This is a genomic window from Thermosipho melanesiensis BI429 (assembly GCF_000016905.1).
GTDB classification, from domain to species: Bacteria; Thermotogota; Thermotogae; order Thermotogales; family Fervidobacteriaceae; genus Thermosipho; species Thermosipho melanesiensis.
The window spans coordinates 1,654,091-1,678,639 of the sequence record NC_009616.1 but is presented as its reverse complement, the minus strand read 5'-3'; the positions used below and the strand labels follow the sequence as shown (position 1 = coordinate 1,678,639).

The window sequence follows — 24,549 nt, the reverse complement described above, 5'->3', positions numbered from 1 at the left end:
TCACCACCAAATTAGAGGTTTTATATACTCTACAGGTATATTATCGTATCTTATCTCGCCTATATCTTCTAACTCAAAGCTTTCCTTTCTTATCTTCTTTATCTTCTTTCCTAATACATTAGATAGAGTTTCAACTATATCAATTTCCTTTTCAGGATATAGTTTTGACAAATCAACTTTGTAATCATTTCCTTCCCTTCTTAAAACCGTTTCAACAAACTTCGGCGATCTCATAAATATATATTCATTAAATACATCTTTATTTGATGATGGTTGTAATGTTAAATCACCATGTTCATATTTTGCATTTTTCAATACATTTTCGTATTGTTCAAGTTCGTAGTACTTAAAGAAACCTCCAGCGCTTTTTTCATTATATTTTTCTTTAACATCTTTTTCTTTACTTATTCCTGATTTATCATAAAATAAAACCTTTTTCATCCTTGGTAAAACCACCGTCCAAAAATGTTCTCCCATCTCAACACCAATCCATTTTCTTTTTAATTTATGTGCTACTGCTGTTGTTGTGCCTGAACCTAGGAAGAAATCTAGAATTAAGTCTCCTTCGTTGGAGGTTGACTCTATAACACGCTTCAAAAGAATTTCAGAGTTTTCGGTGGAAAAATTCCAGTTTGATGTATAACCAGAAATATCTGTCCAATTAGAATCGATTTGTTTTTCGCTTGTTGGAGGTAATAAATACTCTACCTTTACATCATTTTTATTTCCGCATTGTGGACAACCTTTCCATACGCCTTCAATATGATTATAACCGCATTTTTTGCATTTTATTCTAATTCTTTTTTCTTTTTCCATCTTTTTAATATTTTCTTGACCATAAGTCCAGTGACGGCCCTTAGGAGGTTCAAGTAAAACCCCAAAAATATAGAGTGCATTTCCGTTACCCTGAGAGTCCATAGCATGCCATCTTTCACCTTTAGTTTTAAACAATTTCTTAAAAAGCAATCTAAAGAAAAAATTATCTGAACTTGAATAAAAATATAGTGAATCCGTAGCGGTATTAAATTTTTTCACTTTTCGATCTTGCTTACTTATTCTGCTAACATTTATCTCATTCCTAAAATTATCTCCTCCAAAAATCTTATTCAAGATCATTCTTACATACATATTTCCATTGTAATCACATCTTACAAAAATACTTCCTTTTTCGTTCAATATTTCTCTTCCAAGCTTTACTCTATTTTCAAGCATTGTTATCCATGTAGCATCTTTATACCCTACCTTGTATAAATAATCAGCTTCTTGCTCTTTGTTAAATGGTGGATCAATATAAATCGTCTGCACTTTTTCTCTAAATTTAGGTAATATTGTATTTAAAGCCTGATAATTTTCACTTTTTATTAACCATCCATCAAGTGTTTCGTCTAAATTATCAAATAATTCTAATATATCTATTTCTATATCTTTGAAATATTTTGTGTCAATTGGTAAATATTTGTATTTTTCATTTATTTTTCCTTTTTCACTAAATAAGTCATTTCTTTCTTGCTTGTATATTTCCTCTATTTTAAATTCATCATCAACTATTCCTAATCCCTTCCATTCTTCTATTTGTTTATCTATATTTTCATGATTTAGTATTTTTTCTAACACTTTGCCCCCACATTCTTTTTCTACTATTCTATCTATTGTTATTACATAATTACTGTTAAATACAAACTTTGGTTTGTTCCATATCTTTACAAGTTCATTTTCAAATTGGGCAATAAATTCTATTATTTTACTTGCTATTTTTTTAAATACCTGTATTTCTTTTACTCTTTTTACACTCCAAATGTTTTCTGAATCAAACATGTATTGATATACATACATATCAAGTTGTTCTTTTAAAAATCCTTCTGCATCTTTGTTGATAAAATAATCCACTTCACTTTGTTTATTAAATATCCTTATTGCTTTTTCTACATCTTCTGTAGTAATTTCCTTATATAACTCCTTTGCTTGTTTTACGATTTCATCAATCTTTGTTTTTCTACCTCTTTCTGAATATATACATCTTAATACTATTCTATTATTGGTATCAAATTCTTTAAATTCAAACATTATTTCTTTTTTCTCATTTGCTTTTTGATGTTCTAAATCTGATACATCAAAATAAAATTTTATTTCTTTTCCATTTGCCCCTTTTATTTTTATTTCAACACTTTTATAGTTTTTTTCGGTTTTTACATAATACAACATGTGTGTTTTCCAAAATAAAATCACATCTTTTTCTGGGTCGTATACTCTTTCATATATTCTCTCACTCCATGGTGTATATGTATAATATATTGACCCGGTATCTGAAAAATATCTTTTAAAAAAAGTATATAGCTTTTCAAATAATTCTTCTCTAAAATCTTCTATGTTGTTGTTTACTAGTTCATCTTCAATCAATTCTTTCAATTCTGTTTGAACTGTTTTTGTATAATACGCACTTTTTATTCTCATTAAATTTACATACCCTGATTTCCCTTCTATTTCTTCTCCAATAAACAAATCTTTTAAGGCATCATAAAACTCTTTTTCATATCTATTCATTTTCTTCTTCCTCCTTTAAAGAAATACCTAACTTTTCCAATGTTTCGCTTATTTTTAACTCTATGGTTTCAATAAATTCTTCTATGTCTTCTGATTTTTTAAAAATTTCATACAATTTTTTTACTCCAACATTTGCATATTCTTCAAAGAGCCTATATTTATTCATTTTCTCATCTAAATTATTTTTTTGACTTTGATAAATACTATTTAATACTATCTTGGAGATTCTATAATCATATTTATCAAATAATTCCACACGTGCTACATCTTTAGGATTAGATTGTATTTTTTCTCTTTCACCATAAAAATATCCATACGCTCCTGCAAAAAAATATAACTTTGCTTTTGCTATATTTGTGATTCCATTTTCTTTTAATTTATCTATTATCTCATCTAACATATTATTGGTTTCCTCAGTTTATCTAAATATTCTTTTATGTAATTCACAATTTCATTTTTAATTTCTTCTTTCCTATTAATAACTGTATTTAATATTATTTGTCGTAAATCTTTGACAAAATCTATTTTCTTAATAAATTTTTTTGAATCTTGAGTAGCTAATTCTTTAATTTTATTTTCTATCTCTTTTTCCTTTTTTTCAAAAAATTCGATTTGATTTTTAAAACTTCCTATATTTTGGTTTATTTGTTCAATTTGAGTATCAAGTTCTTTTTTTTTGATCATATAATTTATTTAATTCATTTGTTTGGATTTGTGAAATATTTTTTTCTATACTCTTAAGTTCTTCTTTAATACCATTAATTTTAATTTCAATTTCACCTAATTGGTTATTTAAGCGTTTTCTCTTTGTCTCTGATTCTTTAACTTGATTAGTTAATTCCTGATAATCTTTAGCACTAATTATAAAATCTTTATCCAATAAAAGGTATTTTTCTAAAATATTTTTGTGGTTTTCATCTAATTCCTTCTCACATACTGGACACTTATTTTCTTTTAATGCTGTTTTAATTATCTCATGAGGTAAATAATCGTAATTATTATCTATGTTAGAATTTTCATGGTAAACTCTTTCAACTGCTGCCCATCCAAATATTAATGTCCCCATCTCAATAACATTTTGAATTTTTTCTTTTAAAATATTACCTTTCATGTTATTCAATTCTTTTAGTCTTCCTTTCAAAGTATCTATTTGATTTTTTATATGTTCATATTCTCTTAATTTGTCTAATTTCAGATTTACTTCATTTAAATCTTTTTTCGCTTTATCTCTATTAAGATAAAATTTTTCAAGCAAATTTTCTTTTTCTTTCTTTTGCGTTTTTATAAGTTCCAATTCTTCTTCTAATTCTTTTTTTAGGTTTATATTTTTATCATTTACTTTTATCATTTTTCTATATTTGTTTTCAATTTTTTCTAAAATGTCATTAAAACTTTCTAATATATCAAGTCCAGACATTTTTTTAATAACTAAAGAAATTTTTTCACCCTGAGTTTTATCAAAATAATTTTGTAACCTTTCACCATTAAAGAAAAAGTGGTCTCTTAAGTCTTCTGGAAGGAGATTATTAATTTCTTTTTTGGCGTCAAGATTTTTTAAAATAAATCCAGTTTTTTCACTAAATGAAAGTTGACTTTCATTTAAAGAATAAGATTTTTTCTCTGCTACTTTAAATTTTGAGTCTCTTATTATTAAATAATTTTTATTTTCATCTGATAAGTTTAATGCTACTTTTACAGTATAAATGTTGTCTTCATTTTTACAATTATCATTTAAAACATTTTGATCAGTAGGTTTTGTGATTTTTCCAAATATTTCTTTTCCATATAAACACCAATTAATTGATTCAAGTAAATTACTTTTCCCAACGCCCTGTATTGCAACAATAACATGAAAATCATTGTCTTGATTATCATTTTTAGAAAATTCAATCTCAAAATTTTTATATTGTTTAAAATTGTTCAATTTTACTTTCTCTATTCTCAAGATTATCATCTCCCGTTTTCAAAATAGTCATCAATTAATTTTATAGCTTTGTCTATAAACTTATTTTCTTCGCTAGCTGAAATAGTTGTATATTCCGAAAAAATTTCCCATAATAGATTAAATACTTCTTCTCCTTCTTTTTCACCAAATTTAGAATATGTCATTTTTTCCAAGCTTTCATATAATTTTGAAGTAGATGATTTAAACATTTTATCCCCCCTTTTTTATATCTCATTCACTTTATCCATTACTTCTTTATAATTTAAAGAACATTTAGCAATTATCCTTACTCTTTCTTTCTCAGCTTTAAACAATTTATTTTCTATACTTAGCACAGAATCATCAATTAACTTGGGTTTTGTAATTATATCGTAAATATAAGAATATTTTTTATTCTCGGAAACCCTTAATATCCGACCTATCCTTTGTATAAACTCTCTTGGATTTTTGCTACTTGACATTATAATTGCTATTTTTGATTCAGGAACATCTACTCCTTCATCAAGAATTTTCATTGCAACAAGTACCTGTATGATTCCTTCCCCAAAATTATTTAATACTTCAATTCTTTGCTTATTGGATAGTTCTTGAGTAAATTTCACAGCATATATTTTTTTTGATTTTAATAAATCAAGTGTCTCAGTTATTAACTTGTCATCCGTAAAAATAATTGTATGACTTATATCCCCATGTTTTCTTTCAATATCACTAAGTATGTTTTCCAAAACTTTTAACTTGTTTTTAGCAGCTTTTATAATTTTACTTCTTTTAATTAAAAGCATTTTTATCTTTTCATCATTTTCAATTACATCATAAAAATCATCAGAAGAATTTTTTAATATATTAAATATTTTCATAGTCAGATTATTATATTTTCTTGTTTCTGTTTCAGTTAAAGCACATAAGTATGGATAATAGTAATAAGGAGTTAAAAATGATTTATAAGTTAAAGGATTAATTTTATAAATTGCATCACAAAGAGAAAATTCATAAACAATTTCACCGAAATATTCCTTTAAAAAATTATTACCAAATTCATCATACATTCTCTTAGGTGTTGCACTCAATCCAAGCCTATACCTAAAAATATTTGAAAGATTTTCCCGTCTCTTCAATGAACCAATACTATGTACTTCGTCAGCAACTAACACTGTTGCAATATTGGCTTTCAGATTTAATAAAATATCTTTCATTTTATCACTCACTAAAGTGTCATGAGTTGAAATAACTAACACATTATTAATTTGTCCCAGCAATAATTTCCTTACATATCTTTTTAGATTACTATACCATTTACTGTTTTCAGAAAAACACTTTACAATAAAACCTATATCCAAACCATATCTTTTTATAGAATTATTCCATTGTTCAATAAGATGTGAATAGGGTACAGTTATAACTATAAAATTTTTCTTACTTCTTTTTAAAATTTTATCAATTGCTCCAATCGCAGTATAAGTTTTACCTGTTCCCGTTGCCATTGATATAATTCCCCTAAAATTATTTGACTCCCAATTTTCTATTGCTTTAATTTGATGTTCAAAAAGAGTTATCTTTTTAATTTTGTTTTTATTTTCATTTTTTATATACCATTTTTCGGGGGAATTTATATCAAAATTTTTGGGAACTATTTTAATTAATTTTTGTTTAATTGCTTCAGGAATTTCAATTACCTTCAAATTAGTAGCATTATTATTCCAATATTTTTCAAACTTTTTTATATCTTCTTTTACATATTCATTTTCTATTTCAATCCAACTTCTAAATACCTTAAATTCCTCTACGTTTCTTTGCCAACCTAACAATGTTTCATTTATCGAACCACTAAATGTAATAACATTTCCTTCTTTATCAGTAAATATTCCGATCTTTTGGTGGAATAGGCCCGAATTTATTATTTCATCTGAAGACATAATTTTACCTTCTTGGTTATATAGTAGTGCAATTTTTATTTCCAGCTTATTGTTTGCTATCATCCAGCCTAATGCAAACAAATGATCTTTAACAAATTCATTTTCTAAAAGTTCCAGGTCTTTATCAAGAATATAATTGATATACTTTGAAGGTTCTTGACTGGCGTCTTTAATTGTTTCTATATCCTTATAAGTCAATCTTGGAGAAACGATTAATTTCATATATCCGTCATTTTTCACTAGACCTAATATTCCCCTAGCAGCAATTGCTAAAGATTCTGAAGTGAAAAATCCAGAGAAATCAAAATAACTTATTGATTCTTTTAAAACTGGGATGTAAAAATCATTTAGAATATCATCATTCTCTGATGAATAAGTTCTTTTTAAATCCAAATCTTTAAAACTCATAGCTCACCTTCTGATTTTAAATTAAAAAATCCTTTTAGATTCATAAGTAAGAATTTTTACTAATCAATAATTATTGAAAGAACTCTTATTTAATTAAATTCTTTTGTTATTTTTTCAATCAGAGGTATGTATTTTTGCATTAATTTATAAAGTTCATACATTTTATCAACCATTATATTTTGTAATTTATCCCATTTTTCAACTTGATAAATATTTCCTTCTTCAATTACTAAGTAAATACTTGCAGACCTTGTTTTATTTTTTTCGGGCCTTCTCCAAGAAATATTTTTACCTAAGATTTTCTCAAATTCTTCTTTCTTTTCATACAAAAAATCAAAAACCTTTGTATTAAGTTCTTTCATTCCTTTTCCAAAATCAATATATAGCCCAACTTTGCTATTATTTGTAGTAATCCAATAAACTAAATCTATACCTTTCCACAATCTTTTAGGTAAATCACTATAAATAGTTCCATTTTTTGCAGAAAAAAAGTCAAACTTAGCGTTACTTTTTTTTAGTAAAGACTTCCAAAATTGTTTATATAACTTTGTGCGATCAAATATTTTGGGACCAACATTTACTAAATCTATAAGTTTGTTAAAATTAACTAATTCTTTTATTTTGTTAATAATCAATTTTTCTCTTTTTTTAGTGAATCTTTCAAAGTTTTCTTTTATTTTCTTTGATGATAAATCATTACTTGTTTTTAGTAATATTTCGAACATCTCATCGTCAATAAAATGTGTTTTTAAAATATTTATAACTTTCTCAATCGCTTCATTTTCTTTCAAACCTTTAGAAATAAAATTATAAATTATCTCATTTACATAGTCAGCAGGACTTTTGTTTGATATTCTTTTATTTGTCTCACCAAAAATAAGAGTTCTGTTTAGGATAATATTATAGTCTACTTCCACATTTTTTGATTTTAAAAAGTCTTTGGGGAAAATATGGTGGTCTTCTAATAAATTGAAAGCCAAATTTTCTGGCTCAAAGAAATCTAGTGCATTATTCATAAATATCAAATTAAAAATTCCTTTATATTTTGAGCTTCCACTTCTCTTAACATTAAATAATGTAAAAGCATTGTTAGAAAGCTGATTTAAAAATTGTTCAACAACTTCAGGTAAATCTTTAGAATTGTTCATCCAATATGTTACTTCTCTAAAATCTTTCATCATATAAGTTTCAGTTGAACCTGAGTATCTTTCTGTAAAAACAGCACTCCAGTACCAGGCATTTATCTTTTCGAAATCTAAATGTTTATTCATCAAATAAAATGCTGTTAGTAAAGTTACTAAAGGATTATAAGGAAGCCATTTTTCAATATCACCAATACCAAATCTATTTATTTGATTTAATGTAGCTAAAACTTTATTTTCCACAAGATCAACAACTTTATTCCAGTTCTTTTTATTTAGTATATCTTCATTTATTTTTATCAAATCTTTTGATTTTATGTTTTGGTGATTAGCTAAAGCAAGAGATTGAATAAACGAATAAGGGACATTGGTATTATCAACTCTAGAAGCATATTTTTTAATATTTGACATGTTGTTAAAAACATTTTCCCATTCTTCTCTTAATTTGATGAACTTATAAAACCTTGCATTTAATAAATCGTAAGTTGATAACCTGATCCCGGTTTTGTTTAGTCTTTCAAATAAAATTATTATTTGATCAGGTTTTTCATTATAGGAAAAATCAAGATTTAATGTTATGATATGATAATCTAATAAATTATTTAAGTAATAATCTATCTTTTTTAATTGTTCTTGATCAAATAAGTTATTTATAATGCTATATCTTAATTTGTAGTAAGTGTTTATATCATTTAAAACGTTTAATGGAAAAATTTTATTTTCTAATAAATCCCTAATTTTCAAATTTTCATCATTATCAATATAGCTTTTATATTCTCTCCATTTAATTGATCAGCTAAAAACTGCATTTTCAACATCGTCTTTAGCAAGTTTTTCTAAATCAATAAAAAATTTGTATGGTGTTTCAGTATATCTTAAAGGTAAGTTTGGAGAATAAATTGCGTAAAATATAGCAGTCAATCTTTGTTGTCCATCTAATAATAACTTTTTAGGATTTTGTTTTACTTCTGGATTTACTTTTTGAACTCCTTGAATAAATATAGGTTTAAAAGGAATTACTCGGTGGTTTGTATCTAAAATTAAAAACGTTCCTATAAAAACATTTTCCAGAAGAGATTTTATTAATTCTTCTATATCTGACCTTTGCCACACAAAATTTCTTTGAAAATCAGGAAGAACGAGTTCTCCTTTATATGCAACTTTAATTAAATCTAAAATTTTTTCTTTACTTTGACTTAAATTCATTTTTTTGCCTCCAATTCAATTTATCTGGTTCTATATTCACGCATTAATAATTTTACCTAACTCTTAATTTTATTATAACATACCATTACATTTTTCTAACCAATTGTAATTTCACTACCCAAAATTTATCTATGTTTTATTTCAATCCATAAATTTTTTCCATATCAATAGGAGTAATAAAAAACAAATTTTCCTGTCTTAATTTTTCTAGTTCTGGTTCAAATCCACTTTTGGAAAAGAGCACATACATCTTTTTTCTTTTGCCAACTTCTAAATACTCACTTCTTAATAGCAATTTCTTGTATTCATTAATTCCTACTTTCTTATTTTTCCACTTACACTCACCAAAAATTACATTATCATTATCATATGCAACAATATCTATATCATATGATTCTCCTTTTTTATAAGGTACTTTTCCCCATTGCTTTCCAATAACTTTTGGAATAAAACCGAATATCTCTGGATTTTCTTGTATAAACCTTTTACAAATTTCTTCAAACTGAATTCCTATATAATTGTTTAGATTATTTAAAATTATTTCTAAAGCTTTTTCCGGGTTAAACTCCATAATTGAATAATTTCCAAAAATATTTTTAAAGAAAAAGTTATAGTAAAAATCTCTAATTCTGTACTTATAATTTCTACTGTTTTTCTTTAAAAATACTGGTTGTTCTTTGGAAATAAGCTCGTATACCTCAGAAAGTTCATTAAGATATTTTGGAAGTTTTGTTTTTTCAATTTTTGAGAAATCAGAAATTTCTGATAATGATTTTGGACTACCTGCTAAGGATTCTAAAATTGAAAAATACGACTTATGTTCTGAACCAAATTCTGTAATTAAAATGTTTTTTGCTTCTTCTCTTAGTGGTGCAAATTCGTCTATAAATATTTCATATATTAATTGCTTAATACTCCTTTTTGTTTCAAACAACCATAAATATTTTGGGATTCCACCAACCATTGCATATATCTGTAATGATTCATAAATATCATATCCGAAACTCTTTAACATAATTAATGAATCCTTCAAAGAAAATTCTTTGATTTTTATTATATTGTCTGCTCTACCAAATAATGGCATTTTTTCATCTGTAAATATTTTTTTAATTAGCCCAACATAGGAACCAGGAATAATTAATTTAGTTCTATTTTCATTTTCATCCCATGCGTGTTGTAGTGCAAATAATATATTCGGATTAATTTTGAAAAGATTTTGAAATTCATCAAATATAACATAATCATATTTTTCAAATAAATCTAAAAACAAATCATACCAATTGTTATACACTGCCTTTGAAAAAGCTAAACTCAGTTCTTTTAATAAAGTTTCTTCTTTTTTCACTTCAACAAAATAATAAAAAGCATCTGTATTTTCAAATACCTTCCTTATTAATGTGGTTTTCCCTATTCTTCTTCTTCCATGCAAAACAACAAAACGCTTCTTACTGTCTTGTTTTAATTTGTTAAAAAATTCTAATTCTTTCTTTCTATTAAAAAATTTCATCTTATCACCTCATATACTATCCTGTATTATACCAGTTAGTATTATACCTGTCGGTATAATATTATCATAAAAAAGATGAAAACCAAATTTGTTGATTTGCATATATATTATTTCTTTTCAAATTTTTCTTTCAATACAAAAAATTTACTAATGCTTATTCAAACTTTACATGATAAAGAATTTATACACATGAAAATATTTTAAATATTTGATACAATAGTAATTTGAAAAGGTAAGATAATTTATAGTATAAAGAGGTGATTAAATGTATGAACATTTAAAAAGATACGGTGTATCAAAAAACATAATAGAAGCTATGAATAAAATTGATAGGAAATATTTTGTACCAGAAAATGTTAAAGACTTAGCATATGATGATATTCCACTACCTATTGGGTTTGGACAAACCATTTCAGCACCACACATGGTAGGTATAATGTGTAAGGAACTTGATTTAAAAGAAAAAGATAAAGTACTTGAAATTGGAACAGGTAGTGGATATAACGCAGCTGTTATGAGTTTACTAGTAGGAAAAAGTGGACACATTTACACTATAGAACGCATAAAACAGTTGTACAAAATAGCAACAAAGAGATTTAAACAATTTGGATTAACAAACATAACCTGTATACTAGGAGATGGTAAAGAAGGATTTGAAGAATACGCGCCTTTTGATAAGATAGTTGTAACATGTTATTCTAAATTTGTTCCTAACAAGTTATTAGAACAACTTTCTGACAACGGAATTTTATTAATTCCTGTTGGTGATGAATTTGTACAAGTTTTGAAAAAAATAAAAAAGATTAACGGCCAAATTTCGGAGGAAGATTTACTTCATGTTAAATTTGTACCTTTAGTTTAAAAAGTTACGTTTATATTTCTTTATCCATTAAAAATTTATTTTTTAAGTTCATCTAGAAACTAACAATTTTATATATTTTTAGCTATCACCATTTTTTCCTTTTTGGTAGCTATTAATTTTCCTCGTTTTATCATTTTAAGCACACTGTCAGGCTTTATTCCCAGCACTTTAGATGCTTCATTAACATCTATTGTTTGTTCAGTTAAACAAATATAATTATCTATTGCTCTAATAAGTTGTTCAAATATTAGGCTAGATAGCTTTTTAGTTTGTTCCTTAATAAACATCTTATCCAAATGTTCCGGTGTAAAACCTTTAGGAGAATGTTTGAATATACTTCTTATTCCTTCTTCAGTTTTTTCAAACGCAGTAATATATTCGTCTCTCTCAGTTTGGTCAATGCCTTTTATTGTTAAATTTATATCCCATTTTTAAGAAGATAAAAATAAAAAAACTTTTCCAATTCTACCGTTATCGTCTTTAAAAGGATGATCTGTCCAAAATAAATTCCCATATTTTTTGATGTATCTAAGTCAAATAAAAGTTTTTCATTTTTTCTATTTAACTTTATTAAGTACTATAAAACGAATAATTAACATACAAATTCAATACACTTTGTTTTTGACAAAGGGTTTTTCAGCAATTACCATTACTTCAATATCATCAAAATCTACTTTTCTTTTACTCCATCTTCCAGCAATACCTCCCCAGATACCAAGAACATTAAATAAAGTTCAGTGGGAACGTAAATGCGTTCTTTTATAGGAAACTTTTTCCATTAGGAGTTTCAATTTCTTCAAAAAAAGTCATTGCATGTGGAACAAAGGAACCTTTCATTATATCTTCACTCGTGGTTTCCTTAATTCTTTCTAGTACACTTAAAACGGTTAGAAGGAACTTACCACCTGATTTTAATGAATCATAGACATTTTGAAGTATTGCAATATCATATTCTATTGGATCGTTATTAGGCAAATTGCAACATCAAATTCTTCATTCGGGGCGTTTAGAAAATTTTGTTTTATAGTTTTGTTTGTGTGGTATGATATAAAAATACTGTTGAACAAACATATATAAAAATACATTTTTTCCTTAATTTATTCGACAAAAAATTAACTCTCTTACATGTTAAATATTTCTATTCTAAAATTATAAAAAATAAAAAAAAGGCAGGCTTTTCGGAAAAGGTCAAAAATCCAACATGCCTGCCAGGAAAGATTAATATATTATTGAGATGAAAGAAAAAGAAGCAATTATTTTAAAAAGAAAAGTTGAATGTATAAGTTATTTCTTGTTTTTGGGTTGCCACCCAAAAAGATATAGAATCTCCATAAAAAATAACTTACTATTAAAAAATAAGTGAAGAATTACAAACACTATCATTGCATATCCACTAATATTATGTATCTTTAACCAAATAGGGTTTGATAACTTTACACCTTTTGCAATAGATTGTTGAAGCACCACACCAGTTATTGCAACTAAAATAAATGAAATTAACAATAACAAAGATATAACCCCTTTGAGTTTCATAATTGGTTTAGGGATAGAAATAGTGAACTTGTCTCCAAAAGCTTTTGATTTCTTAGTTTTCATTTCTTAACCCTCCTTTAAATTATTATTCTCATTATCGTATTTAGTATACCATTTTTTATTTTTATTTCAAAATTTCAGTAACTATTGTTACATAAAAAATATTCTTAATCCTTGCTAATACTAATAACTAAGCTTTCCATTTCAAATATTTTTAAATTTGCTTTTTAAAATATAATGATTTTTCATTTATTCTTTTTGTAAAATCTTTATGACCATCCCCAATACTGCTCCCATCTCTACTTATGAAGATCTCTATTAATGTGCTTTTACACACATTTGTTTCCTCGAAAAAAGCAATGTTAAAATTTTCCCATTCTGAAGGTTTTAAGTTTTGAGTGTAAATCCTCTTTAAACACATTTTACACTCTCCTTTATCTCATAACTTATTTTCAATATTCTTTTAATTAAGGACAAAATTTGTTATAAAACATCGTCCAAACCCAACTCATACTCTTTTATACTATTTCACACATTTTGGACGACTTTCCATCCACATATCATATTGCACTCATAATATTAACGTGAAAATTTTCTCTTTAATTGTTTAACTAAAAATTTCTCAACACTTTCTCTAGATAACTTATCAACTAAATTGTTAAACTCATCATTTTTATGTGCCTTTACCTTTTTAAAAGATACATCTAACTTGTTATATAACCTTTTTAATTCATATATATATGAATTAATCTTTCTATTTTTAGTTTTTCTATACGCTGTTGCAAACATTGGTATTTCGTTATAATCATGTACAATTGTCACGTTAGTAATGTTATTTCTTTCACAATACCTTAGTGCATTTATCACAGCTACTAATTCTGCTACAACTGAATTGGCATTTTTTAAAATTATTGCACCACTCTTGGTAAAAATCTCCTTATCCTCATCAACAATACAAAAAGCATACCCTGCAATACTCAGTTCTTGATAATATGACCCATCAACATATATATACATAATCTCACCTTCACTTAATTTGTTCTATAAAACCAAAACCTTGGGAGTTTTTACTCCCAAGACCTGTTTCATAAGCTATCTTTACAAGTTCAGGATCACCAATTAAATCAAATGCTGTCATCCAGCCTTTAATTTTAAATCCTTTGTAAAATACCAAAACAAATTTAGGGGACTTCCCAACATGCTTTACTTCAATGCGTCCTTGTGGTTCTCTATTATGTAATGCTCTATATTTCTTTATAATGTTTTTCTCCACTATCTCTTTAAATTTAAAATCATCTGGATGGTAAAAAAGAGTTTTTTTCTTTCCTGTTTCATCAATGTAAGTTGAGTAAACAGTAACTGGTGATCTGGTTACTACTTTTAAGGTATCAGTAGGCATAAAGTTTATTGTTTCAATCTTTTCTACTTTCAAAATATTTTTACCCATTCTAATATTTTCAAATGTTAAAAGTTTTTCCATAATATAATAACAAAAATTGTCATCATATGATGAAATATACAAATATACATTATCAAAGAAATTAATTTCCTTAATCTCCGTATCAATTTCAAATCTTCCAATTAATCTTGAAAAAGTATACAATTTAAAAACCCTTTTTTCAAATTTATAACCTCTATCATGAATAAATTTTCTAAATTCTTCATTATTAATCATATTTAAAATAGTTGCATGTAAAATATGATTATAATGAATAGGCAAATTTAACCTATCAAAGTTAAATTTTACTCTCAATCTCAAAAGAATACCCCCAATATTTTTTGTCATCTAAGATAAAACCTTCATAACCATTTTTGCAAAAGATACCTAAAACATTTATCAAATAAATTAACTCCTGTGAACCAAAAAGTTTAATTTTTTGATTTTCTTGAAAAATAACTATTAATGAATTTTTTTTAGGCATTTGATTATAAACATTCGTATATTTCTCAATGGCATTCTTTCTAATCTTCTCACTCAAAAGATTCAAATCAATTTCAGAACCTAAAACACTACCTAATAAAATTCCTTCTTGAAAAAATTCAATAGGCTTTACCTCAACTTTTTTTGGGATAATCCCAAAAAAGGTACTTTTCGAAAGTTTATAAACAACTTCAGGTAAATTTTTTTCATTAAACGTCTTCAAAACTAAAAGACCATTATTTTTTAAATAATAACCATCTTTAGCTTTGAAAAATTTCTTTGATAAAAAACCAGAAAAGTTGTAATTTTTCAAACCAAATTGTTCAAAATTTTTCATTAGTTCTAATTTATAATCTTTCACCAAAAACAAAGGATAATCAAACGCAAAATGTATATAAATTTTCACTCCTCTTTTAACGTCACCAAAATCCATCCTAATGGTTCCATCACTCCATTTCGTCTTACTACTCTTCTAGTTACTGGGAAAAATTCAGGTTTAACTTTTTTGTATAATAACCTTTTTATTTTCATTAACTTTATTTGATTTGAATCAAGTTTTCCAACAACTGTTTTAGAATAATAACCCGTTGAAAAACCTATTTGTACAATGAATTGATTATCTTTCAAATTGTTCATTCTTTTTAATAAAGTTGAATAAAAAGTCTCTAATTCTTTTAAATTACCTTTCAACAAATCAATTTCATCATTTATGTACCTTTTCACACCATTATTCACCTTTTTGACAAAATCTTCGACAATTTGCAAGTTTTTGAAATTATCTTTAAATTCACTATTTTTTATTGCTTCTAAAAATCCAAAATCTATATTTCCTCTTATCTTTGTGTGGAGATTTAATGCTTCTGTATAAATATATGGAAGCACTCGCCTTTTTTTCTTTAAATTTAAAACTTCAATGGGAACAATTTTTAAATCATGATTTGAAACCACATAACCATCAGAAATCCTTAAAAACCTAAAAGGAGATTCATATGAATCACCAAATAATTTTTTTTCAACAAAATCATCGAAATGTTTTTTATTTATATTTCTACCTTTACTTTTATTGAGAAAATTAAGGCTTTTTTTGTAATGTTCTTCAAAATTATTACCTCTAATCAATGCTGTTCTTATGGCACCTTTTAAGGATGAACCTGGTAAAAAGGGTTTCCCAATTGTTTTAATAAATTCCTTAATGTTATACCTTTTGTCTAAAGGATAGTTTAAAACCATCTTAGTATACTTCTTATAATCAAGTTTCAAAAATTTAAAAGCTTTTTTTAATGAATCTTCATCTGATAGAATTTGTGGAGAATTAACAACTAATTCAACAAAATTTTCATTTTCAAAAAGTTTGTTGAAATCTAAAATATACGATTTTCCACCCTCACGTATAATTTCAAAGCTTTTAATTTCATTTCCATTATTTATTGCTAAGGGGGTTAAAACTTCAACTTCATATATCATATTGTGCCTCCTTTTTTATAGGAATTGTATAGGCACGTGCAAATTTAAATACTTTATGGTATTCAAAACCTATTGGTGTAATGTCTAAAACATCCCCTGTAACTTTATTTTTAAAAACGCTACCTTCAGCAAAAAGTCTAACAAGTGGTTGTTTGTACGACATTGAATATTGTGAATACACATATCCAGATCGTTCATATAATTTATAACTTAACGTACTATCAATCTCATTTTGATTTTTTGGATAATATACAGATAAAAGTAAACAATTGTCTCCTTGAAATCGTCCAAAATCTACTTTCTCAACATCAAAATCAAAGTTTCCATTGCCATGTGTTCTATCACCACCAAGTCCTTCATCACTTAAAAGCCTCAAGGCAGCAAATATTTCTCTTTCAATCTCTTCAGATAAGGAAAGGAAAAACCACAATCCACTATTTTCTATAAATCTTAAAGCTGAAACGTAGAAAATATTTGTTTCATTTGTAATTCTATCAACTGTTATCCTTGGCCTTTCTTCGATAAAGTATAATCTTTCTATCTCTTTATTATCTGTTGCTAAACCGTTTATAATAATTGGTGTTTTTACCTTTCCAGTTATGTATTCTTCACTTACAAATTTTATTTTCTTTACTTTTTTAAAATCGAATTTTTTATCCAGATCAAACTTGTATCCTAACGGTCTTGGATAAAAATAAATATCATTATAGTAATAAAAAGCAGATGAAATTAAAATGGAATCTTCATTTTCTAGAATAAACTTTAGTAATTCTTTTGTTTTTTCTTTCCCGTATAATAAATTGTATGAATTGATAATTGCAGAAAAAATAGTATCAGAATGGATGATATCAGAAACAACTGTTTCAACTTTATCAACTTGTCCAACATGCAATGGTGATTTGAATTTTAACCTTATTCTATAGTTTTTCATACTATCAATCCCCATTCAGTTTAAAATCTTTAATTTTTTCCTCCCAGTTATTAAGATCATCTAATTCTTTTTTAGGTAATTCTTTATTTGAACCATCGTAATATCCTTTGCCTTTATAAACTATCTTTATATTTTCAAATCTTACCTTTCCATATCCCCTGGAACCAGACCCTCCTAAATAATCATCTTCAAGCAAGCTTAATGCAGTTAAAAGTTCTCTCAAGTATTTTTCGTTATCATCATCATATACATTAATTACAAACTCAGATTTAAAAATAGCACCAGCAGGAACTCTTTCGTTAAACCTCGGATTTGCTGCTGAAGTAATCCTATCAAGAGTATTTTCAGGTTTGACTTCAGTAAATTCGTTGTCTAAATTTTTTTTCATTTCTTCTGTTATACTATTTTCATCCAATAGCGCATCTCTGACAAATAACCTTGTAGGCATTATATTTTTAAATTCTACTTCTACATCTGGATTGCTTGCATACCTATGTTTTCCGTGATTTCTGCCAAATAAATTACAAACTGGACAATCTTTTTCATCACATTGGTGAATTCTTATTTGATTTTCTCCACCTTTTGCAACAACTAAAACATCATTTTTGATTTTTCCATGAAAATATTCCATTAGTGTTCTTAGTTTCCCTTTTAAAGATGAACCAGGTATATAAGGTTTTCCTAAACTATCCTTAATAACTGGATTATCAATACCCCCAATTTCCATTGAATTTTCTTTGCCAATTTGAAGCCCAGTAACAACATGTATATCAGCTTTAACAATTATTTTTCCTTTAAATTCTAAATTAACCATGTTCTTACCCCCTTTTTTATTCTTTATTATTATTGTTGTTTTTGTAATATGTATGGTAAGCTACTAATGCTTCAAAAAAGTCTCTAAATCTTTTAAAGTATCTTTCATCATTATTCGAAGCAACTAGAGCTAAATTTTTTATTGATTCGGAAAATTTTTCTACAACTTCTTTATTTTTTTTATTTTTTATTTTATTAACACTATACAAAAACACTGCTATAAACCTTTTAAGATGATATTTATAATCTTTGTTATTTGGGATTTTTTTAACTTCGTCGTAATACTTTCTAAGTTGTGTGGAAGACAATACTTTTATTTCTTTTGAAATTTCTTTTGAGTATTCGAATAAATTTTCCCCATCTGGATCACTATCTGGATTGAGAATTTTTTCAGCTAATTCTTGATTAATAAATTCTTTTTGAGAATTTCTTTGTCTCGAAAAATTGTCATTCCTCATACTATCCCTCCTTTAATTCATATTCCACCCAATATGTTAATGAATAAATTTTATTGTATAGTTTGTTATCATCTTTTAGAATTTCGCTTAAAAATTTTAATATTTTATCTTTTGATTTACTATATCTATCCGATAACTGAGCAAAGTAATAATATAATTTCCAAACTTTATTTGTCCCCTCGTTTTCATCATATTCTTGGTAATATCTTCTTAAAACATGAAGAATCCTTTTGGTTATTTTTTCATTAATTAAATCTGTCAACTTATTTTTAAAATATTTATATTCTTCAAATTCTTCCCAACCGATAAAATCTCCCAAAAAACCTAAAGCACTTTTTTCAATGCCCTTTCTTTCATACTCTTTTGCCTTTTCTAAATATTCTCCGGCAAGTTTTGCCACCCTGTATACAGGGTATTTCTTTGCAGGAGAAATACCAATTCCCATTGATATTGAAATACATTCATTATCCCCACTATATCTTTTAAATTCTTTTTGAATATTTTCAGCAAGATTTGGAAGATCACTCCAAGGACCAATAATAAAGAAATCGTCTCCACCCGAATAAATTACAGTACAATTAGAAAATTCATTTGAAACTATATCTTCCAAAAATTTTCCAAAAAATATTTCTATCTCCTGTGATAATGTTGCAGTCTTTGATATAGAAGCCTCTTTTCCTAATCCCTCTTTAAAAATTCTTCCCAAATTATCAACGTCTCCTCTTAACACCCCCCACTTTTCCATTCCATTTGAATTTTTAGCAATGGTTTCTAAATCAGATATTTCATTATTTTCTTTTTTTGAGATGTAATTTGCAGATTTTGTGTAAAACATATATCTTGATAAATCAACATTTCCACTTTTATCTATCAAAAAGCTAAAGGGTCCTTCCTCAAACTCGACTTCATAACCAAACATTTTAAAAACATCTTCGTAAGTATTAATTTTTTCTGGGATTTTTTCTGTTTTATTTAATTTAAATGCTTTTCTTTTTGATAATCTATCACCTATTACTGTAAAAGATTCACAGAAAGTACATTCATCATCTTTCATTTTTCTTCTACAATATGGACATGAATCTTCAGATAAATTTTTAGATTCAAAAATTTTGTGAAAATCATAAGAAATTAAACTGTATAACTTTGTATATTTTTTTCTTTCAACCAACTGCGAAACTCGCTTGTATATTTCACTATTTAACTCTTTAGGTGCGATTTTTTCACCAGCAATATTTATATTTAATCCTATACCATGAGCTTTATACATAACTTCATCTATATATTTTTGATACTTTTCCAATTTATCGATTGTTTTTGCTGGTACAATTAGATAGAAATGTCCTCCGCCGTTGAATAAAATATTGCTTATAGATAATCCTTCATTTTCAATGATATATTTTGCAACAATCTCCAGAAGATAAGTAATATAGAAAGATCTTCCTCTTAATTTTTTTACAGCCCTTTCTTGGGAAATGTTATATAGAAAGTCTTGAATACCTGAAATATCACCTTTGACTATTCCTAATATTTTTTCATCGTAATTTTTTGAATCAATATTTTCTAAAATTTTGATATTTCCTAATTTAATTTCCTCTTCAAATTGTTTAAAAATGGCTACTGCAATTCCTGCAGTAGTGCTAAGGTGAGAAAACAGAGATATGTCTGGTTCATTGTAAAAAAATGCTGAAGGAATGTTTGATGTATATTCTTTAAGAATGTAATATATTTTTTCAAATATTGGGAACGAAATTTTTGGATTTTTGTTTCTTGGAATACTATTAATAACCTTCTCAAATTCTCTCCAAAGATTTTTATACGTTTCTTCTACATTTTCATCCTCTTTTTCAAGTAAATCAAATTTTTCAGATAATTTAGAAACTTTTTTATATTTTCCTTTTTTCTGATCATTTGAAAATGAAACCATTGAAAGCATAGATTTCATGTTTTTTACTTTATCTTCTGGATGTTCTCCTTCTCTTTCAGTTGCAGAGATATGATCTGCAACACTTATTAATTTAGATAATACACTATTTGGTTTATGATGATTCAATATAGCTCCTTCAATTTCGTCTTTAAAAGGAAGGTTAGAATTTTTGTAAAAATATGCCCCCCACTCTTGATGTCGTGGACCATATTTGTTATCACCTTCAATAAAATATTTATATTCTTCGTATATATTCTTCTTTAAATCACCAAAGTTTGCTCTTATATAAAACTTACCAATATCATGAAAAATACCAGCCAGAAATACTTTCTCAACTGAAAGATTTATCACCTATCTCGCCCCCTAACTTTTTAAAAGTATTCCTAAAAATTTTTTTATTTTGTCTTCTATTGCACTAATATATAAATGGTCATTCTCCTTTTTTAATTTAAAACTACCTGAAGACAATCCAGAATGAGCTAAAAAGTTTCTTCTTGGATCATGATTTACTGTCTTATCGTATTTGTTTGACGCATTATTAAATTTTTGAGTATCTGTTCCTTTATTTGGGCCTTTCGTAAAAACCACTTCCTGTCCTTCACCAATATTTTCCAAGAAACTGTTTTTAATTTCGTATAATTCCTTTTTTATCGATAAAGAAATAAATGCATTAACATTCAAATCACTACTAGGCTCTTTTACTTTCCATACTTTTTCTGATGTTTCTTCTAATATCTCAAAGGGAATTTTATCAGTATTATAATCATCTATTACGTTATTAAAATATTCTTTAAACAATTCTGCAAAAACAACGTATTTAAAAAATTCTCCAAATTTTAATTTTCTAAATACATGATTGTTCTCAATTTCAATTGCTTCTAAAAAAAACTTGACGCTTTTTTCAATAATTTCGTTCGATTTTAACTTTTTGTTAAAATACAAAAGAACCAACGGCAATCCATATACAAGTGAATTTAGAAAATACAATACCATATTAAAGAATTCCATAATTTTTTTATTTCCACTTTTGTTCAGAATAATTTGTTCAAGATTTTTCATAAATTTCAGACCATAATATCTTTTTTCCTCATTTGATAAATAAGGAAATACTTCAAGTATTTTATGTCTTTTAATTTTTTGAATTTCTATTCCTGGAAATATTTTCTTTTGGTCAATAATATAAACATTTAATACTTCCTTTAAATCAGTAATTGGCTCAGAATTAACTATTGTTAAGCTTGTATCCTTTAAATATGCAAGTAACTTTAATAAATCATTTAAAACACTAGAGATTACACTTTGGTGATAATTTAACCCAGTAGAAATATCAAAAATAAACTCTACTTTTTCACCATTCAAAAATTCTTTTTCTAACAAAAGTTTATATAATTTATACAAAGAAAAATTGTATAAATCTTTTATTTCTCCGTCAAAAACTAAATTCCCGTCACCTAATTTATAAGTACCAATCCCCGGCACTATGACAATCTCAAAATTATTAATTTTTAGTTTTTTTCTTATTTTTTTGTCATATTCTTCAGCTAGGAGCTTAGTAAGTTCATCATATGATGATGGGATCTTATTAATATCACATGTTGTATACAGAGTATCTGGCAAAAAAATAACTGTTTTATCTACATTGTAATATTCCGAAAGTAGCTGTAACGACGAGTCGCAAATAAGTTCTGAATGTTGATCTTCAAGATTCAATCTGTATTTCTTTTCTCTAAAGGTTTTTAAATTTCCAACAATAGCAAATAAAACTTTCAACCTAATCCCCCCTAATCCTTTCAATTTTAAAAACTTCAATATAAGAATCATCAGCTTTGTTGTAGTGAAATATACCACCTTTGGCAAAATCTCCAAAAGCCATCCCAAATCCCAAAGCAATAGCAACAGGACAACTCAAAAAGAAAAAAACATTTTCACAGTAATTATCATACAAAACATTTTGAGTAATGGACATTAATTCTGAGACTATTTTCCCCCATGTATCTATACTCAAATTTCCTTTATTTTCAATTGGCTCAATTAAAATAATCTTTGAATCTAAAGAATTGTTCTCCAAAAACTTTATCACTGAACTAAATGGATTGTGAGATGCTAAATAAATAACATAAGCACAATCTTTCCCCTCATCAAAAGTTGTATATTTTAAATATTCATAACTATCCTTTATGTTTTTAATTTTTCTTAGATTATCTGTTAAATCAATAACAGGATAGTACTCATCTTGCTTGTGGTATATTACTAAAGGATTTTGAAGACCAATAGCTATACCCAAAGCCATAGCCATTGCCGATGGACCAACTATCGCAACATGTGGAATTCCTCCATTTGAAATAATCTTTAACAAAAATGCTTTTGCTTCTTTTAAAGCTTTTTTCCATTTTTCCAAGGAAGAAAGTTCATTAGTTACAAAGAATTTCTTGACATCATATACTTTTTCAAATAATTCTGCAAATCTAACTGGGTATTTTTTTGAGACACTTTTAAAAAGTTTCTCATATGAAAAATTTATATATTCTTCTTCTTCCTTTCTAAAAAACATCAATACAGGAATGTGGAAATTCTCTTCTTCAAAAAATTCTTTAAGCTCAAATACATTCGATACGTCAAAAGCACCTATTAATTTCAAGTTATTCTCCGAACAAACTCTTTCTTTAATAGAAAATCCATCTAAATTCTTTTTAATTACACCTTCCTCATCAATTTCTCCCGAAAACGCAAGATTAATAGGTATTTTAGAAGTTAAAGCTGCTAACGCTGTTGCTAACATGAATGAATTACCTACAAATTTTGAATCAAAAATTACTGCTAATCTATGTCCTACAACATTTTCGATTACTCTCAATTTATTTAATTTGACATTTGAAAAGGAATTTTCAGACTTAATAACCATAACTCGCGCAATTTTTCCATATTCTTCTTTAACTATTGGAAATTTTGCTTCCACATAACCATTTTTTAATAAATCAAATACGAGTTCGATATTACCATCAAAGAATTTTGATAGCAATTCTTCACTAATATTCTTTACCTTTTTCAAATACATTTTTTTAACAATTTCATAAAAAATTCTTTCTTTGGCTTTAAAATCCTTATTCTTCAAGTATGATTTTATTGCCTCATCTAAATGAATTTGATCAGAATTTAAAAGTTCAATAAAGGAGTCTGGATCATTTTTCAACAAATTACCAAACATTAAATCACCTCTATTATCAAATCTTTTTCAATGTTTTGAATAACTAAACCTTCCGTGTTTTCAATAACTAATGTTTCAGAAATAACACCAGTGTAAATTATTTCACCTTTGAATTTAACAATTCCATGTTTTCCTATTAACTCATCTTTTGGATAAATAAATAATGACTTCTCTTTTATTATCCCAACAAAATTATTACCTCTAACACCTTTTGTTTCAGCTGCTAACAGCTCTACTTCTGTTTCTCTTAAATGTTTTGGAACATCAATAGTTATAATCTTCTCATTTTCTGAGATTTCATCTTCAACATTTTTAAAGAACAAATCATAGAGTGGGACTAACTTTTCTGTTTCGAGTTCGAAAAATTCTTTTCTTGGACCAACATAAACTTCATCATTTAATATTTCAAAGTTTTCTTCTATCGCTTTAATATCTTCAAATTTTCCGATTACTTCGCAATAATTCCATGCAAAATCATCGGAGATATAGAATACAATATGAGTTAATGCTACTTCATTAGCAAAATGATTTATTTTTATTCTAATAGCCTCTGCACTAGCTAAGAAAAGCTCAGAGGTTAAATACAAGCATTTATTTAAATCTTCACTCTTATCTATTACAATTCCATATATAGGAAAGCTTGGAGTATATATTACAAATATATCCCCAAGGTTTAGTTTTGAACCATTTATTTTTTTCAACGATTCAATATTAAATTTTTCTCCAAGAAATTTTTTATACATATTCAGTTCGTTCTCCAAGAATCTCATAGTTAA

26 protein-coding genes are annotated in these 24,549 nt (G+C 26.4%); 2 read left to right on the top strand and 24 right to left on the bottom strand.

Features of this window, described 5'->3' with window-relative positions:
* The 9 genes from TMEL_RS08670 to TMEL_RS08635 all read right to left on the bottom strand — a co-directional run bounded on the left by TMEL_RS08670 (position 1) and on the right by TMEL_RS08635 (position 10,662).
* A complete protein-coding gene (locus TMEL_RS08670; RefSeq protein ID WP_012057892.1) occupies positions 1–2,541 on the bottom strand; it encodes a site-specific DNA-methyltransferase in 2,541 nt (846 codons plus the stop codon).
* Positions 2,534–2,941, bottom strand: coding sequence for a hypothetical protein (locus tag TMEL_RS08665; RefSeq protein ID WP_012057891.1), 408 nt, complete (start codon positions 2,939–2,941; stop codon positions 2,534–2,536). The genes TMEL_RS08670 and TMEL_RS08665 overlap by 8 nt, the downstream gene beginning before the upstream one ends.
* Complete coding sequence (locus tag TMEL_RS08660; RefSeq protein WP_012057890.1) at positions 2,935–3,225, bottom strand: hypothetical protein; 291 nt, start codon at positions 3,223–3,225, stop codon at positions 2,935–2,937. Before TMEL_RS08660 ends, TMEL_RS08665 begins: the two co-directional genes overlap by 7 nt.
* Entirely contained in the window at positions 3,203–4,486 is a 1,284-nt protein-coding gene (locus TMEL_RS08655; protein ID WP_012057889.1) for an AAA family ATPase, read from the bottom strand. Before TMEL_RS08655 ends, TMEL_RS08660 begins: the two co-directional genes overlap by 23 nt.
* Before the next feature lie 5 nt (positions 4,487–4,491).
* Positions 4,492–4,695 carry a hypothetical protein gene (locus TMEL_RS08650; protein WP_012057888.1) on the bottom strand — a complete coding sequence of 68 codons (204 nt, stop codon included), beginning with the start codon at positions 4,693–4,695 and terminating at the stop codon, positions 4,492–4,494.
* A 15-nt stretch (positions 4,696–4,710) separates the two neighbouring features.
* Positions 4,711–6,807, bottom strand: a complete 2,097-nt coding sequence (locus TMEL_RS08645; protein WP_012057887.1) for a DEAD/DEAH box helicase family protein — start codon at positions 6,805–6,807, stop codon at positions 4,711–4,713.
* An 89-nt stretch (positions 6,808–6,896) separates the two neighbouring features.
* Positions 6,897–8,693 (bottom strand): DUF4268 domain-containing protein, encoded by a 1,797-nt coding sequence (locus TMEL_RS10420; RefSeq protein WP_012057886.1) that lies wholly within the window; start codon positions 8,691–8,693, stop codon positions 6,897–6,899.
* Between the two features lie 48 nt (positions 8,694–8,741).
* Positions 8,742–9,155 (bottom strand): DUF262 domain-containing protein, encoded by a 414-nt coding sequence (locus TMEL_RS10415; protein ID WP_012057885.1) that lies wholly within the window; start codon positions 9,153–9,155, stop codon positions 8,742–8,744.
* A 136-nt stretch (positions 9,156–9,291) separates the two neighbouring features.
* Positions 9,292–10,662 (bottom strand): ATP-binding protein, encoded by a 1,371-nt coding sequence (locus tag TMEL_RS08635; protein WP_012057884.1) that lies wholly within the window; start codon positions 10,660–10,662, stop codon positions 9,292–9,294.
* Between the two features lie 75 nt (positions 10,663–10,737).
* Here TMEL_RS08635 and TMEL_RS10705 point away from each other — a divergent pair, with 75 nt between their 5' ends.
* Entirely contained in the window at positions 10,738–10,866 is a 129-nt protein-coding gene (locus tag TMEL_RS10705) for a hypothetical protein (RefSeq protein WP_274377974.1), read from the top strand.
* A gap of 61 nt (positions 10,867–10,927) precedes the next feature.
* Positions 10,928–11,524, top strand: a complete 597-nt coding sequence (locus TMEL_RS08630) for a protein-L-isoaspartate(D-aspartate) O-methyltransferase (protein ID WP_012057883.1) — start codon at positions 10,928–10,930, stop codon at positions 11,522–11,524.
* Positions 11,525–11,592: 68 nt separating this feature from the next.
* Here the strand turns inward: TMEL_RS08630 and TMEL_RS08625 are convergent, their stop codons facing one another.
* The 15 genes from TMEL_RS08625 to TMEL_RS08555 all read right to left on the bottom strand — a co-directional run bounded on the left by TMEL_RS08625 (position 11,593) and on the right by TMEL_RS08555 (position 24,543).
* Positions 11,593–11,820, bottom strand: coding sequence for a MerR family transcriptional regulator (locus tag TMEL_RS08625; RefSeq protein WP_143611046.1), 228 nt, complete (start codon positions 11,818–11,820; stop codon positions 11,593–11,595).
* Positions 11,821–12,283: 463 nt separating this feature from the next.
* On the bottom strand, positions 12,284–12,499 hold the full coding sequence (locus TMEL_RS10410) for a hypothetical protein (RefSeq protein WP_012057881.1): 216 nt from the start codon (positions 12,497–12,499) through the stop codon (positions 12,284–12,286).
* Positions 12,500–12,808: 309 nt separating this feature from the next.
* Positions 12,809–13,120: a DUF4405 domain-containing protein gene (locus tag TMEL_RS08615; RefSeq protein WP_012057880.1), complete on the bottom strand. Its 312-nt coding sequence runs from the start codon at positions 13,118–13,120 to the stop codon at positions 12,809–12,811.
* Positions 13,121–13,271: 151 nt separating this feature from the next.
* Positions 13,272–13,478, bottom strand: coding sequence for a hypothetical protein (locus tag TMEL_RS08610; protein WP_041426114.1), 207 nt, complete (start codon positions 13,476–13,478; stop codon positions 13,272–13,274).
* A 158-nt stretch (positions 13,479–13,636) separates the two neighbouring features.
* Positions 13,637–14,074 carry an RNase H family protein gene (locus tag TMEL_RS08605; protein ID WP_012057879.1) on the bottom strand — a complete coding sequence of 146 codons (438 nt, stop codon included), beginning with the start codon at positions 14,072–14,074 and terminating at the stop codon, positions 13,637–13,639.
* 10 nt (positions 14,075–14,084) lie between these two features.
* Positions 14,085–14,816: a CRISPR-associated endoribonuclease Cas6 gene (gene cas6 / locus TMEL_RS08600; RefSeq protein ID WP_012057878.1), complete on the bottom strand. Its 732-nt coding sequence runs from the start codon at positions 14,814–14,816 to the stop codon at positions 14,085–14,087.
* Positions 14,794–15,384: a hypothetical protein gene (locus TMEL_RS08595; protein WP_012057877.1), complete on the bottom strand. Its 591-nt coding sequence runs from the start codon at positions 15,382–15,384 to the stop codon at positions 14,794–14,796. Before TMEL_RS08595 ends, cas6 begins: the two co-directional genes overlap by 23 nt.
* Positions 15,381–16,442, bottom strand: coding sequence for a type III-A CRISPR-associated RAMP protein Csm5 (csm5, locus tag TMEL_RS08590; protein WP_012057876.1), 1,062 nt, complete (start codon positions 16,440–16,442; stop codon positions 15,381–15,383). The genes TMEL_RS08595 and csm5 overlap by 4 nt, the downstream gene beginning before the upstream one ends.
* The gene (gene csm4, locus TMEL_RS08585) at positions 16,432–17,373 is read right to left on the bottom strand and encodes a type III-A CRISPR-associated RAMP protein Csm4 (protein WP_012057875.1); all 942 of its coding nucleotides are present in this window, start codon (positions 17,371–17,373) and stop codon (positions 16,432–16,434) included. Before csm4 ends, csm5 begins: the two co-directional genes overlap by 11 nt.
* 4 nt (positions 17,374–17,377) lie before the next feature.
* Positions 17,378–18,187, bottom strand: a complete 810-nt coding sequence (csm3, locus tag TMEL_RS08580) for a type III-A CRISPR-associated RAMP protein Csm3 (protein ID WP_012057874.1) — start codon at positions 18,185–18,187, stop codon at positions 17,378–17,380.
* A 16-nt stretch (positions 18,188–18,203) separates the two neighbouring features.
* Positions 18,204–18,644: a type III-A CRISPR-associated protein Csm2 gene (csm2, locus tag TMEL_RS08575; protein WP_012057873.1), complete on the bottom strand. Its 441-nt coding sequence runs from the start codon at positions 18,642–18,644 to the stop codon at positions 18,204–18,206.
* A 1-nt stretch (position 18,645) separates the two neighbouring features.
* The gene (cas10, locus tag TMEL_RS08570; RefSeq protein ID WP_012057872.1) at positions 18,646–20,919 is read right to left on the bottom strand and encodes a type III-A CRISPR-associated protein Cas10/Csm1; all 2,274 of its coding nucleotides are present in this window, start codon (positions 20,917–20,919) and stop codon (positions 18,646–18,648) included.
* 12 nt (positions 20,920–20,931) lie between these two features.
* Complete coding sequence (gene csx1 / locus TMEL_RS08565) at positions 20,932–22,338, bottom strand: CRISPR-associated CARF protein Csx1 (RefSeq protein WP_012057871.1); 1,407 nt, start codon at positions 22,336–22,338, stop codon at positions 20,932–20,934.
* Between the two features lies 1 nt (position 22,339).
* Complete coding sequence (locus TMEL_RS08560) at positions 22,340–23,773, bottom strand: SAVED domain-containing protein (RefSeq protein WP_012057870.1); 1,434 nt, start codon at positions 23,771–23,773, stop codon at positions 22,340–22,342.
* Entirely contained in the window at positions 23,773–24,543 is a 771-nt protein-coding gene (locus TMEL_RS08555) for a hypothetical protein (RefSeq protein ID WP_012057869.1), read from the bottom strand. Before TMEL_RS08555 ends, TMEL_RS08560 begins: the two co-directional genes overlap by 1 nt.
* Between the last annotated feature and the right edge of the window lie 6 nt (positions 24,544–24,549).